This is a genomic window from Trichocoleus sp. FACHB-6 (assembly GCF_014695815.1).
Lineage (GTDB): Bacteria > Cyanobacteriota > Cyanobacteriia > Cyanobacteriales > FACHB-T130 > Funiculus > Funiculus sociatus.
Map to the genome: position 1 here is coordinate 20,891 of NZ_JACJOY010000089.1, position 12,834 is coordinate 33,724.

Consider the following 12,834-nt stretch of genomic DNA (forward strand, 5'->3'; position numbering starts at 1 on the left):
TTCGCCGATGATTCTAAAAACACAGTTCTGCTTTTGAGAATGGTACAACCAACCAACCCCAATACTCCTACTCAGACGAACAATCGGCAGCACTCCGAACCACTAATGTTGTGGGTAAATTTCATCCTGGGTTCTATTTTTCTCCATGTGCTGGCAATCTGGATATTGCAGCGGATGACGGCGCTATCTGCATTTTTTGAGGTGAGTAAAGCGCCTATTCCCATTGAGTTAATTACAGCTCCGGAAGCTTCCTTGCAGCCACAAGCCGAGACTCGCCGCCCACTACGGCAGCGCCAGCGTCGCCTAAGAACAGCTAATCGTTCTCCATCTCCTCCCTCAAACTCCACCGCTACCCAGCAAAACCCGCCTTTAGATTCTCCATCCCCAACTCAAAATTCCGACGCTGCTGTGCCTTCTAGCCAGCAAAGAGAGCAGGAGGTGGTTCGTCCTGATGTCAGCACCAGACCGATAGAGCCTACACCCAACCCTAATGTGGAACCTCAGCAGCGATCGCCATTCCCTGCCGATCGTCCAGTCGCAACAACACCAGCGCCCAGAAGTACGCCATATCCGGCGAATGAGCAGCGATCCCCTGTTCCCGCCTCGCAACCGCCAGCAAGAACAACACCACCCCCGGCTCCTGCCTCCACAACTCCTCCACTGCCCCCTGCACCGAATCCTATACCATCAGCACCACCTGAACCTAACCCAGGCAACTCGTCGCCGGGATCCAGCCAAGGTGCAGGCGTTGTTGCCTCCTTTATCAACGTCCGTTCTGGTAACGGTGGCAGGGACGAGCCTAGCCAGCTAGCTGAGCCACAGCGATCGCAAAGACAGTTTTCTGACCTGAGTTATCCGGCAACTGCACAGACTCCAAGGGAGCCTTTAGTCTTGGAAGTAAGATTGTTAATTTCAGAGAACGGACAAGCGGAAGTTATATCCACGAACGTCGTGCAAGGTAACGGAAATTTCGCCGCTGACCAGTTTGTTAGGGGTATGATCCAAGATTGGAAATTTAACCCTGCTATCTCCGAGGGTCAACCCGTCCAAAGCTTACTGGATGTGTCTATCAGAGTTTCCCCTCTCTCTAGATGAGAAAATGTTGAATTGTTCGCTCAACTATCGAGAATTTATGGTAATCTAGTTTAAGTATGGGAACATACATCTTTCGCGGGTGTAGTTTAGTGGTAAAACCTCAGCCTTCCAAGCTGATGATGCGAGTTCGATTCTCGCTACCCGCTTTTTGAGTTGTCGGTGGAAACAACGACACTATTTTATCGGCTCAAGAGCGATCGCACTTTTCCCATAAGCTCAGGGTAGAGTGGGCGTGATCGCTATTATCTAATCAATTGAGGTACAAAAAGAGGCAGATATAAAAATCTGCCTCTCTTTATCATGTCCGGTAAATTACCCCTAATAGCAAAGGAACCTCACCCCTAATCGGGAAGAGGCGACTTTGGGGAAGTCAAAATCTCTCTAGAGGCCTTTTTCTTATGGGTAATGCCACAGACTTGATATAACAAATTAACAACAAGCCTTGAGTAAGTATCCTCGTGATAACGCCACACACCCGCACTCAACGGATACTAGCGCACTGAGTCTTGATTCTAACTCTAGTCTTTGCCCGTAACGGCTTCCAGAGCCTTCTCGATCTTTTGTTCAATTGAGTCAACGCCTTGGGTATTTTCAGGGCGCTTCATATTCTCAATATCAGAGTCCCCTTGAATTTCATTCAGACCCTTACTTGCTTCCTTCTGGGTTTCTTCTAGCGAGTAGGGTTTTGACAGAACCGCCTCTTGGGATTTCAGCTCGATGTCCAGCAGATTTGCTTCTCCATCTGAGGGTTTACTTTGGGTGCCACTGATTCCGGTAGGCGGGTTATTCTTGCTGGCGCTGAAAGCTGGTGTCGCATAGGAAAATACTAGAAACGCGCACGCAACGGCAGCTATTACCAAACGCACTGGACGTAACCAGGCAGATAGGTTGAAGCGGATCGATTTCATACAGTACCTCTCTCCCAATTTGTTGAAATTAGCAAGCATTAAGGTTATTAACCAGTTCAGACGAAGTAACTGCCTGAACGCCATCTATTATTTGCTCAAATTATGGAGCTTTTGACATCTATAGGTAGGTATAGATGCAATAAATCTTTAGAAAAGGCAATAAAAGGCAATATTCACCTTCAACTCGGCAATAAAAACTGAATTTTGGGTAATAAAGGATCTTCCACTACACCAATTCCTGTAAAGCCCCACCGTTGGAGTAAACCTTTTATCTGACTTCCAGAGATTGATTCGATAGCGAAACGATTCGCCACATCCGGAGCGTGGGTGTTGAGATAGCTTAGAGCGTCAAAGTCTTCGTTAAACATCAACAAGTAGCCCCCTCCAGTTGCAGTTTTATCTGGTTTTGCAGCAATGTATTGCCCGTCAACTTTGGAACGGATTAGGTAATAAATTTGGGAAAACATATCAATTGCTAATGGCTAATTGCTAATGGCTAATTGTTAACAGTCATCAACAATTAGCCGTTAGCTTATTTAAGATTTTCCAACTTGATTCGGGGATCAACGGCTTTGAGCAGCAAGTCTGCGAATAAGTTGCCGACAATGAGCATAAAAGCGCCCATAATCAAACTTGCCATTACTAAATAGAGGTCTTGGGCGGTAACTGCTGACAAAATCAAACGCCCTAATCCAGGCCAGTTGAAGAAAAATTCCGCAATAAAAGCACCGCTTAACAAACCGGCAAATTCAAATCCCAATAGTGTTACCAAAGGATTAATAGCATTGCGGAGGGCGTGAACATAAATGACTCGATTTTCGGGGAGTCCTTTAGCGCGAGCCGTTTGGATGTAATCTTGGCGAAGAACATCGAGTAATTCCCCTCTGGTAATTCGCTGCAAACCAGCAAAGCTGGTGATAGAGAGCGCCAAAGTCGGTAAAATCATGTGCCAGCCGATATCCAAAATCTTGCCAAACCAGGACAAGTCAGCATGATTGATGCTGGTTCTACCACCGACAGGGAAGAAGGGGGAGGTGTACTGCGCCAGAAGCAGCAGCAACAAAGCAGTGATGAAGCTGGGAAATCCCTGTCCGGCGTAGCTGAGGACTTGCAGAATGCGATCGCTTGTCCGATTTTGGTTAACAGCGCCGACGATCCCCAGAGGGATAGCGATCGCCCATGTCAAAATTACAGAAGCGATCGCCAACTCCAAAGTCGCTTGGATGCGCTCCCACAACAGTGATGCTACCGAACGCTGATAGACAAAACTGGTGCCAAAATTTCCATAGCGCACAATTTGCCACAACCAACGCCGATACTGCTCAATTGCTGGCTTATCCAAACCAAACTGTTGTCTTAATTCTTCAATTCGTTCTGGCGAAATTTTGGGATTTTGCCTCAGAGTATCTAAATAATCCCCAGGAGCTAGCTGAATAATTGCAAAACTCAAAGCTGATGCCAGCAACAAAGTCAAAAGTGCCTGTAACAGCCGCTTCACCACGTAGAGAAAAGTTTCACCAGCAAGCAGCCTTTTGAGCCAATTTAAACTAGCATTGAACCTATTTTCTCTTGAAGAATCTCTAGTAGAAGTCATGTAACACAAAGTTTGGCTAATGGCTAATGGCTTTTAAACAATTAGCAATACTTCAATCAGCTAATTACTAATATTCAACCAACGTCACAATTGGCGCATCAGGAAGTCGTTGCCGCCCATTCAAATCCCTTAGCTCGATGATAAAGCCAAATCCCACCAACGTGCAGCCCGTTTGCTGCACCAATTCGGCCGTAGCACTGGCAGTTCCACCAGTCGCCATCAGATCGTCCACAATCAAAACCCGGCTTCCAGGTAAGAGCGCATCTTGATGCACCTCTAAGCGATCCATCCCATATTCCAATTCATACTCAATCGCATGAACAGCAGCAGGTAGCTTCCCACGCTTCCGGACAGGGATAAACCCAGCTCCCAGTTTGTATGCTAAAGGTGCGCCAAAAATGAAACCCCGCGACTCCATCCCAACGATATAATCCGGGGAAAACTGGGCGCACTTTTCCGTTAAAGAATCAATAGTGAAGCGCAATCCCTCCGGATCTCGCAGCAGCGTAGTTATATCTCGAAACAAAATTCCTGGCTTGGGAAAATCTGGAATGTCGCGAATCAGAGACTTGAGATCCATAGCAGCTCTAAAAAAAAGGGTGTGGGTAACTTTCGTCATCGTTGCCATTCCCAGCGAAACTATACCCAGAATGTGCAACTATCTACCTGGAAAATCGTACACTAGAAGGCTGCACGGTTTCGGAGCATTTTTAACACTCAAAACACGCTTGCAGCAGTTATTGAGTTTCTCAGTGGTAGCTGTTTGATTCAATTACAGCCCAAGACAGCCATCCAACGGCCCGACCCGGTGACTCCAAATTTAGGATTAAGAGATCCTGATTTCTGTAAAATTGGGCTGTGCATATGAATTACTGGGTAGCCGATGGACACAAACTTAACAGCTAGAAGTCATTGAGTTCAAGCGTCCAATTTGTTTTAGATTGGTGCAAGCCATCAACCAGTTCAACAGCCCTGCTATTTGGAATGAATCGTTCTGTGAGCGTAATGCCATTAAATAGTCCTTTGCAAGAGTCAATGCCACTGATTCTGGACAGTCTCCCTGACCCACCAATCGCGTCTAGTGTGTGTCCGCGTCGAACAAGGACTAAGATTGACCTGATTTTACTGGCAATAGAAGCCCTGGAACTGGGGGGTTCTGAAGCAATGCTAAAAATATCCCAGGATCTGGAACTCCAGAGAGTTATCCAAAATCGGGTGAACCTCTGGCGATTGCGTAGCACCAACCCCCTGCGACGCTCTTATACTCGACGTTTGCTGACGTTTGTTGAAGCTAAGGCGCTGGTAGTAATTGCCTGCCACTTGGCGCGGCGGTTGACCGTCTTGATCCGACAGCTGCTATTTGCCTATCAACAACTCCGGGAAAAGCAGCTGCCCTTGGAACATCATTATCGCTTGTCTGAGTATCTGGAACGGTTCCGCGCCCACTTCCGGAGTCGGATGAATCCGCGTCGCGCTGCTGTCGCCATTTACAATTCTGATGACAAGTTGAACGAGTTGGCAATGGAGTTGTTGAGCGAGTTGCTATTCTGTACGGGAACGTCTGGAATGCAACGCTTTTGGAGCAGTCTGTTTGATGGCGAAGTGTGATTGGTCATTAGTCATTAGCTAATGGCTAATGGCTAATGGCTAATGGATCTTGAACAATTAGCAATACTTTAACTAACAACTAACAACTAAAGATGACTATTCGACGTCCGTACAGTCTGCCTAACTGCACGCTAATCCTAGAAGGGTTGAGCGATGGCACATCCGGTCAGGTGGATGCCCGACCATTAATGTCTATCCTGGTTAATGCTGAGTGCCGTTTTGCTGGTCAGGAGAAGCCGTTAACCGGGGGACGCGACTTTTTTGAAAGTTTGGTGATGGCAGTGAGTAACTATGCACAAGAATTTTTGAGCGGGGTTCCTCACTGGCACAACCTTCAGGACAAGCCGACAACAGTTCAGTTGCATAGAGTTAATGACCATCTGCACAGGTTAAGTGTTGAGATGCCAGGAAGTGCTGGCGACTCGAACACAGCAGGTGTCTCGACTGCTAACTCGGCTAGGCAAGTGGATTTGACCACGGTGCAGCTGTTTGATTTGGTGGATGCGGTGGATCAGTTCTTGGCGGATAGCAGGACGCTACCAGACATAAACCTGTCAATTGCGCCTGTTCCTAAGCGCTATGCTAAGGCGGAAGTGCCAGTGGCACAGCGCGCGGCACCAGCAGCAGTAGGGGTATCAATTTTGGGGGTGGCAGCGATCGCATTCTTTGTAATACCGCCTCCCAATGTCGAGCCACCTAAAGATCCCTCCGCCCAGCCGAATGCCAGCGCCACATCGCCTGCTAGTCCTGTAGCTTCGCAAGAGCCAACTATAAGTCCGACACCAGTAAGCGCTGATGCGACGAATCTGGAATCTCTGCTGACATCAGTGCCAGAAATTACCGATCCTACCCAGTTGCGGGCTTTGGAACGGAGACTGTATGACAAAATTGCCCAGACGTGGTCTGGGAAGCGCCGCCGATTTAGCGAACAGTTAATTTATCGCGTCGGCGTGGGCCAAGATGGAGCGATTGTCGGTTATAAACCAGTCAATGTAGCAGCACGCGATCGCGCCTCTGACACGCCACTGCCAGAATTGCTCTACATCCCAGCCGGAGGAAGCACTTTTAGAAGCAGCGATCCTATCGGTCAGTTCAAAGTTGTGTTTACCAGAACAGGCGTTCTGCAAGTCAGTCCTTGGCGTGGCTACACAGGCGAACCCAGCTTAGGGCCACAAATTACTGATCCGACCCAACTGGAGAGTTTAAAAACTCAGCTAGAAAGTCAAATCAACGGGAACTGGAAAAAAGAAAGTGTCGCCTTTCCGCGTAACTTAGTCTATCGAGTTGCTGTGAACAAAGACGGCGCGATCGCTGACTACGAACCGTACAATCAGCCTGGCTATGATTATGTCAAGCAAACTCCGCTCCCTAACTTAGTCAAACCGAACCAAAGCGCCGCAACCCTCCCCCAAGAACCGCTGGCCCAATTTCAGGTGGTATTTAAACCCAACGGTGTCGTTGAAGTGGAACAATTTCGGGACTAGGGGCCTAGGGACTGGGGGCTGGTGACTAGGGCTGGTAAGAGTCCTTCCAATCCCCAATCCCCAATCCCTACTTCTTTGGCTTCTTCACCTTGAAATAAGCTTCTAAAACTTGTCGTACCATCGGGGCTGCCACCTTGCCGCCGCCGCCGCCAGAGTGTTCTGCAAAGGCAACAACCAAAATAGTCGGCTTGTCCGCAGGCCCATAGGCACCAAACCAAGCATGAGACAATCCCGGTGGAGCCTCTGCTGTACCACTCTTACCCGCAATTGGGGGAAGCTCTGGCACATTCACACCTTTGCCAGTGCCGCTAGTTACTACCTGCCGCAGTCCTTGACGTACCACCCGGATCGTTTCGGGTTTCATGTTCAAAGATTTTCGCCAATTTTTAGACTCTTCATTATCCTTGAGGACGTGAGGCTTGACCCGATAACCACCATTGGCAGGGACGGCAAACATCACAGCAACTTGTAGCGGTGTCGTTTGCAAGAACCCCTGACCGATAGACATATTCACCGTGTCTCCAATTGTCCATTCCTGCTTCAATCGCTTCTGCTTCCAAGTATTATCAGCAACCAGTCCCGGTAATTCTTCTGTCCCTAACTCAATCCCGGTTTTTTCGCCAAAGCCATACTGCCGAGTCCAGTGAATCAAGGTTGGGCCGCCTATACCTCTGCCAATCTGGTAAAAGAAGGTATCACTACTCATGGCAAGTGCGCCGACAAATCCCAATGGGCCAAATCCGGCATGGTTCCATTCACCAAACCGAATCCCACCAACGGTTAGGTAAGGATAAGTTCCCAATACTGTATTTGGAGAATACTTGCCCGATTCGATACCAGCAGTAGCCGTGACAATCTTGAAGGTACTTGCTGGGGGAAAGACTCGTAAAGCGCGGTTGACAAAGGGGTTGCCCCTACTTTGCACTTTCTTCCACGTCTCAGGCGTGATCCGCTTAGAGAAAACATTGGGGTCGAAGGCTGGGCGGCTGACCATCGCCAGGATAGCACCATTATTCGGGTCCATTGCTACGATCGCGCCCTTGCGATCGCCTAGCGCCTTCTCAGCTGCCTTCTGGATATCCAGATCCAGCGTTAACTGCACATCCTTCCCAGCTCTGGCTTTTTTCTGCCCCAAAATCCGCTGTACATGACCCGCACCATCCACCTCAACCTGCTGACCGCCCCATTCTCCTCGCAACTCTTTCTCAAAAGCCGCCTCCACGCCCATCTGACCAATCACATCACCCAGGCGATAGCCTTCATCTTTGCGCTCTTGCAGTTCTTCATCGTTCATTTCACCCGTGTAGCCTAAGATGTGAGCGGCTACTTCCTTGTTGGGGTAGTTCCGTACCCCTTCAATATCCACCTCTACCCCCTGTAGTGTGCTTCTGTACTCTTCTAGGGCTGTGATTTGTGCCGGATTGATGTCGCGGGCAATCCGTAGCAGTGAGGTAGAGTTATAGCCTGCTTTTTCCACCTGCTTTTGAATTTCGCTCTCAGGAATATTTAAAAGCTCAGAGAGACTCTTCCGGGTCTCAGTCCACGGTTTCTCTTTTTGGGCAATAGGCCACAGAAAAACTGAGTGAGACAGTCGGCTACTTGCCAAGATTCTACCCTTGCGGTCGAAAATGGTTCCCCGTGCTGGCTGTTTCGGAATCAGACGAATCCGGTTGTTTTCTGCCAGGGCGCGATTGCGATCGCCCTCAACCATCTGCAAATACACCAAACGAGAGCCAATCCCACCCGCTAAGAGCGTGGTAACGAACAGCATAATAATGACAGACTGAAATTGTCTGCCCACAGAGCGGGTGGTTGATTGACGCCCAATTGAGGAAGGCTGGATTAAGGTCATAGCAGCAAGATGTCAGTTTATTAACTTTAAAAGGGAAACGAATGAATTATTGTAGTTTGGAGTAGTTTCCAGTAGCGATCGCCTCTAAATAGTTTATCGCCACGCCTTACTAAAGGAGACGGCGCAGGCGGGCAAAAGGCGACAAGGGAGAATTTTTTTCACTCACACTCAATCCCCTCCTCCCCTTCTCCCTAATCCCCACTACCCGGTGAGCAGAATAGCAAAATTTGAATCTAGTAGCTGATCAGGATGGCGCGACAGCTAAAATAAACCAAAGTCATAGCTCTATTTTCAATTGAGCATCCCTAATCAAAGCCTTCACAAAACTCCAAACTCTGTGGAACCTCGCTGCTGGGAAACATTACTATGTCTCAAACTTCTGTCAAAGAACAACGCTCTCCGGAGACTACAGATGAACTGGATGTCGAACTCCGCAAGGTTTTTAAGGTATTTAATGGAGAAACAGCAGTTCGTGGAGTTGACTTAGACATCCACCGGGGAGAATTTTTTAGTATTCTCGGCCCCTCTGGCTGTGGAAAAACTACAACCTTGCGTTTAATGGCTGGGTTTGAGACTCCCTCAGCGGGAGAGGTACTGATTCAGGGACAGTCAATGAATCACGTACCGCCCTACCGTCGTCCGGTGAACACTGTGTTTCAAAGCTATGCTCTGTTTAGCCATTTGAATGTTTGGGAAAATATCGCCTTTGGGTTGCGGATTAAAAAGCTGTCAAAAGCAGAAATTGCCGACCGCGTTCAAGAAGCTCTCAAGCTAGTGAAAATGGAATCCTACGCTAACCGTTACCCAGGACAAATGTCTGGCGGACAGCAGCAACGAGTAGCTTTGGCGCGGGCGTTGGTGAATCGTCCGGCGGTGATTTTGCTGGATGAACCTTTGGGCGCACTGGATTTGAAGCTGCGTAAACAAATGCAGGTGGAGTTGTCCAATTTACATCAAGACTTGGGCTTAACTTTTGTGATGGTGACGCACGACCAAGAGGAGGCGTTGAGTCTTTCTGACCGAATTGCTGTGATGCGCGGGGGTAAGGTTGAGCAAATTGGCAGCCCTAGCGAAATTTACGAGTGTCCCCGGACACCGTTTGTGGCGGATTTCATTGGCGATACAAATCTGTTTGAGGGGCGCATCGAAGCGTCTGATTATTCCACCATCAATATTGTGACTAACAGTGGACAGACGATTGTGGTGCAGCCTCCTGAGCCTTGGAATACCAGTGGTACGCATCAGGAGGTTGTAGTAAGCGTGCGTCCAGAGAAGATTCAGCTAAGCCTGTATCCCCCAGCTAGCCTGGGCAATTGCTTTGAAGGGCGGCTGAAGCACATGATGTACATGGGAACTCATGTTCATTATGTGGTGGAATTATTGTCAGGCGATTGCTTGACGGTAAGGCAGCCGAACACAGTAGGAGCAGAAGTTGCCCTCAACACTCCTGTTTATGCCCACTGGTCTACTACTGATTGTTTGGCAATGAATGCAGGAATTAAAAATTAAAAATTGCTTCATTCCCGTTTCTTTATTGTTCCTTTTTGCTATTAACTCCTGTGCCTCCAACTGCTCTACCAAAATTTCCAAGGCAACTAAAACCTTTTTGGAAAATGTTTTCGACACATGGATCTTTAAAGCAAGCGATTGCTAAGGCTTTTAAAATCCAGAATCCGAAATCACGCGATTTGGGAAGAATCAATCTCCCCAAAAATTGCTTCAAAATCCAAATCCAAAATGGTATAACACGACGGAAATTTTTACAGAACTCAGCCGCCGCTAGCCTGGGACTAGGCTTGTCCGGTTGCGGCTGGACGCTTGCCAAAGTGCGCTCAGCACCAGCCAATTCAGAAGCTTCCAGCAAGTTGTTGTATATCTACACTTGGGCTGGTTACACAGATGATAATTTGCTAAATCGCTTTACTAAAGAGACGGGAATCAAGGTCATTGCAGATGTCTTTGATTCCAACGAAGCGATGTTAGCCAGACTTCAGGCGTTGGGAGGTGGGGAATATAGCATTATTTACCCATCTGACTATACGGTGAGGAAGATGGTAGATTTGGGTTTGCTCAAGGAATTAGAGCGATCGCGTCTAGTTGGTCTAGATCGGCTTGTTCCCCGATTCCAAAATCCAATTTATGACCCAGGAAACCGTTACAGCATACCTTTGAGTTGGGGAACAACGGGTCTGATTTACAATACACAGAAGCTGAAGCAGCCACCTGAAGATTGGAACTATCTCTGGGATAACAAGCAGACACTCTCAAATCGAATGACGTTACTTTCTGATGTTCGGGAAGTGATGGGTGCTGTCTTGAAAATGATGGGATATCCTTACAACTCAACAGACCCTCAGCAGATTAAACAGGCGTATGAAAAATTAGTCATCCTGAAACCCGCGATCGCTTCCTTCACTACTGATGCTTGGAAAACTCAAATTTTAACAAATGATTTGCTCCTAGCTATGTGTTTTTCGGCAGATGCTAATGAAGTCATCCCAGAAAACAAAAACTTGGAATATGTAATTCCCAAAAGTGGTTCTTCGCTGTGGACGGATACGTTAGTAATTCCTGTCACAGCGCCCAATCCAGAAGGCGCTTATGCCTGGATGAACTTTTTGTTACAACCTGATGTTGCCGCCCAAATTTGCGAACGCTTAAGCTTCGCAACACCCAATCAAGCTGCTATCAACATCTTACCAGAAGAAGTACGCAATAATCCGATTTTGTTTCCCCCAGAATCGCGGCTAGAAAATTGCGAAGGTGTAGCACCTATTGGAAAAGTTGCCGAAGTTTACGAAGCCTACTGGACTCGATTAACAAGTGCGTAACCAATTTTATTTTTTGAATTAAAGAGTTATTAGTCCAGTCAGGCAAGTTGTACTTCTGATATAGCAATCCCAACTCATTTATGAACTTATTTCTTTCCTGCTCCGGTCGGGACTGGGCGGTTCCTTTAAAAATAAAATAGGATTGCTATAGTATTTAGTTTTAACAGTACAATGCTTAAATTTATAAAAATCTAAAATCCAAAATATTATTTAACTATTCAGTCCAAAATCCAAAATCCAAAATCAGATTGTGTCTACCCCAACTTCCCCTTCTTCTATCCCCAATCCCACTCCATCTGATGGAGTTCCGGAATCACCAGTTCTGATGGGCAGCAAAACACGCCCAGGCTTAAATTGGTTGGAACCAGTGGCGTTGCTTTTGCCATCTGGTATCTGGTTGGCTTTGTTGCTAGTGCTGCCAACTTTGGTGATTTTTGAGCTGAGTTTAGTCCCCGGAATTCGACCAGGGGATGTGGTTAATCCCAGTGGGCTTGATAATTATGCTCTAGTATTTCAGCCAGTTTACTTGCAGGTGATAGCGCGATCGCTATTCTTTGCCTTTGGCACTACAATAGTTTGCCTTGTGCTAGGATTCCCCGTTGCTTACTGGATTGGTCAAATGGCACCGCCAAAGTGGCGAAACCTGCTGCTATTGGGCTTTGTCTTACCTTTGTGGACATCATCGCTGCTGCGTTCCTACGCCTGGATTACGATTTTGCGTCCGACTGGTGTTCTTAACACGGTGTTAACTACTTTTGGGCTACCTCCTTTGGAGTTGCTTAACCAAAGTTCAGCAGTATTTATTGGCATGGGTTACAGCTTTTTGCCCTACATGGTTTTGATTCTCTACGCTTCTGTAGAAAAACTCGATCGCCGTTTGTTGGAAGCATCTGCTGATTTAGGCGCGAATCCGATTGAAACTTTTTGGAAAGTAACTGTACCCCAAACTATGCCAGGAATTGCCGCTGGTTCTTTGCTGGTATTTATTAGCACTTTGGGAGATTTTGTAGATCCGGAATTGCTGGGCGGTGCTTCTAGTATGACGGTATCTCGCTTAATTTATAACCAGTTTTTAGGTGCAACTCAAAATTGGGGATTTGGCTCGTCTTTGAGTATGGTATTGATTTTTGCGGTGAGTATAGCGATCGCGCTTCTGATCAAATACGGCAATCCAACATCACAAAAGTAAGGTGAATATGTCGGGTACGTTAGGAATTTCTCTTAACGCACCTTTAGTTTAATTAAATATCTCTAACAGGAGTTACGCAGTTGGTACAAGAGTCAGCCAAGGAGCCGCTAAGTAGGAACGCACCGCCTCCCGAACAATACTGGCTTTGGACTCATACCAACTAATGCCAGTATTAAACCAATGCATCTCCAGGCGTAGAAACGCTCGAATCGCCAAACCAATGTGATTGCGTTGAGCACGAGAAGAACGCACTTGGGCTTTTTCAACCCCACA

The 12,834-nt window shown here is 47.4% G+C and carries 11 protein-coding genes, 1 tRNA gene and 1 pseudogene; 7 read left to right on the plus strand and 6 right to left on the minus strand.

Going from position 1 to position 12,834, the window contains the following annotated elements:
* Nucleotides 1-39 precede the first annotated feature (39 nt).
* Together H6F66_RS16995 and H6F66_RS17000 are read left to right on the plus strand one after the other, a co-directional pair.
* Nucleotides 40-1,095, plus strand: a complete 1,056-nt coding sequence (locus tag H6F66_RS16995) for an energy transducer TonB (RefSeq protein WP_190423445.1) — start codon at nucleotides 40-42, stop codon at nucleotides 1,093-1,095.
* Between the two features lie 75 nt (nucleotides 1,096-1,170).
* A tRNA-Gly gene (locus H6F66_RS17000) sits at nucleotides 1,171-1,241 on the plus strand.
* Nucleotides 1,242-1,613: 372 nt separating this feature from the next.
* On the opposite strand, the gene H6F66_RS17005 is transcribed toward H6F66_RS17000, so the two are convergent.
* From H6F66_RS17005 to H6F66_RS17020, 4 genes are all read right to left on the minus strand, one after another.
* Nucleotides 1,614-2,003, minus strand: a complete 390-nt coding sequence (locus tag H6F66_RS17005) for a low temperature-induced protein (protein WP_190423447.1) — start codon at nucleotides 2,001-2,003, stop codon at nucleotides 1,614-1,616.
* 179 nt (nucleotides 2,004-2,182) lie between these two features.
* Nucleotides 2,183-2,470: a hypothetical protein gene (locus tag H6F66_RS17010; protein ID WP_190423449.1), complete on the minus strand. Its 288-nt coding sequence runs from the start codon at nucleotides 2,468-2,470 to the stop codon at nucleotides 2,183-2,185.
* Between the two features lie 65 nt (nucleotides 2,471-2,535).
* Nucleotides 2,536-3,597 (minus strand): ABC transporter permease, encoded by a 1,062-nt coding sequence (locus tag H6F66_RS17015; protein ID WP_190423451.1) that lies wholly within the window; start codon nucleotides 3,595-3,597, stop codon nucleotides 2,536-2,538.
* A gap of 67 nt (nucleotides 3,598-3,664) precedes the next feature.
* Nucleotides 3,665-4,177: an adenine phosphoribosyltransferase gene (locus tag H6F66_RS17020; RefSeq protein ID WP_190423464.1), complete on the minus strand. Its 513-nt coding sequence runs from the start codon at nucleotides 4,175-4,177 to the stop codon at nucleotides 3,665-3,667.
* Between the two features lie 404 nt (nucleotides 4,178-4,581).
* On the opposite strand from H6F66_RS17020, the gene H6F66_RS17025 reads away from it, so the two are divergent.
* A complete protein-coding gene (locus H6F66_RS17025) occupies nucleotides 4,582-5,205 on the plus strand; it encodes a DUF3038 domain-containing protein (protein WP_190423466.1) in 624 nt (207 codons plus the stop codon).
* 92 nt (nucleotides 5,206-5,297) lie between these two features.
* Complete coding sequence (locus tag H6F66_RS17030; RefSeq protein ID WP_190423453.1) at nucleotides 5,298-6,689, plus strand: DUF4335 domain-containing protein; 1,392 nt, start codon at nucleotides 5,298-5,300, stop codon at nucleotides 6,687-6,689.
* A gap of 67 nt (nucleotides 6,690-6,756) precedes the next feature.
* Here the strand turns inward: H6F66_RS17030 and mrdA are convergent, their stop codons facing one another.
* A complete protein-coding gene (gene mrdA / locus H6F66_RS17035; protein WP_190423455.1) occupies nucleotides 6,757-8,541 on the minus strand; it encodes a penicillin-binding protein 2 in 1,785 nt (594 codons plus the stop codon).
* 366 nt (nucleotides 8,542-8,907) lie between these two features.
* Between mrdA and H6F66_RS17040 the strand changes: the two genes are divergently transcribed.
* The 3 genes from H6F66_RS17040 (at nucleotide 8,908) to H6F66_RS17050 (ending at nucleotide 12,561) form a co-directional block, all read left to right on the plus strand.
* A complete protein-coding gene (locus H6F66_RS17040; RefSeq protein ID WP_190423458.1) occupies nucleotides 8,908-10,050 on the plus strand; it encodes an ABC transporter ATP-binding protein in 1,143 nt (380 codons plus the stop codon).
* Nucleotides 10,051-10,154: 104 nt separating this feature from the next.
* Nucleotides 10,155-11,372: a spermidine/putrescine ABC transporter substrate-binding protein gene (locus H6F66_RS17045; protein ID WP_190423460.1), complete on the plus strand. Its 1,218-nt coding sequence runs from the start codon at nucleotides 10,155-10,157 to the stop codon at nucleotides 11,370-11,372.
* A gap of 325 nt (nucleotides 11,373-11,697) precedes the next feature.
* Nucleotides 11,698-12,561 (plus strand): ABC transporter permease, encoded by an 864-nt coding sequence (locus H6F66_RS17050; RefSeq protein ID WP_190423467.1) that lies wholly within the window; start codon nucleotides 11,698-11,700, stop codon nucleotides 12,559-12,561.
* Nucleotides 12,562-12,633: 72 nt separating this feature from the next.
* Here the strand turns inward: H6F66_RS17050 and H6F66_RS17055 are convergent.
* Nucleotides 12,634-12,834, minus strand: a pseudogene (locus H6F66_RS17055) (IS701 family transposase); the annotation flags it as partial.

Coding starts and splice junctions, on each gene's coding strand:
- H6F66_RS16995 (WP_190423445.1), top strand. CDS start 40: ATGGTACAACCAACCAACCCCAATACTCCTACTCAGACGAACAATCGG.
- H6F66_RS17005 (WP_190423447.1), bottom strand. CDS start 2,003: ATGAAATCGATCCGCTTCAACCTATCTGCCTGGTTACGTCCAGTGCGT.
- H6F66_RS17010 (WP_190423449.1), bottom strand. CDS start 2,470: ATGTTTTCCCAAATTTATTACCTAATCCGTTCCAAAGTTGACGGGCAA.
- H6F66_RS17015 (WP_190423451.1), bottom strand. CDS start 3,597: ATGACTTCTACTAGAGATTCTTCAAGAGAAAATAGGTTCAATGCTAGT.
- H6F66_RS17020 (WP_190423464.1), bottom strand. CDS start 4,177: ATGGATCTCAAGTCTCTGATTCGCGACATTCCAGATTTTCCCAAGCCA.
- H6F66_RS17025 (WP_190423466.1), top strand. CDS start 4,582: ATGAATCGTTCTGTGAGCGTAATGCCATTAAATAGTCCTTTGCAAGAG.
- H6F66_RS17030 (WP_190423453.1), top strand. CDS start 5,298: ATGACTATTCGACGTCCGTACAGTCTGCCTAACTGCACGCTAATCCTA.
- mrdA (WP_190423455.1), bottom strand. CDS start 8,541: ATGACCTTAATCCAGCCTTCCTCAATTGGGCGTCAATCAACCACCCGC.
- H6F66_RS17040 (WP_190423458.1), top strand. CDS start 8,908: ATGTCTCAAACTTCTGTCAAAGAACAACGCTCTCCGGAGACTACAGAT.
- H6F66_RS17045 (WP_190423460.1), top strand. CDS start 10,155: ATGTTTTCGACACATGGATCTTTAAAGCAAGCGATTGCTAAGGCTTTT.
- H6F66_RS17050 (WP_190423467.1), top strand. CDS start 11,698: ATGGGCAGCAAAACACGCCCAGGCTTAAATTGGTTGGAACCAGTGGCG.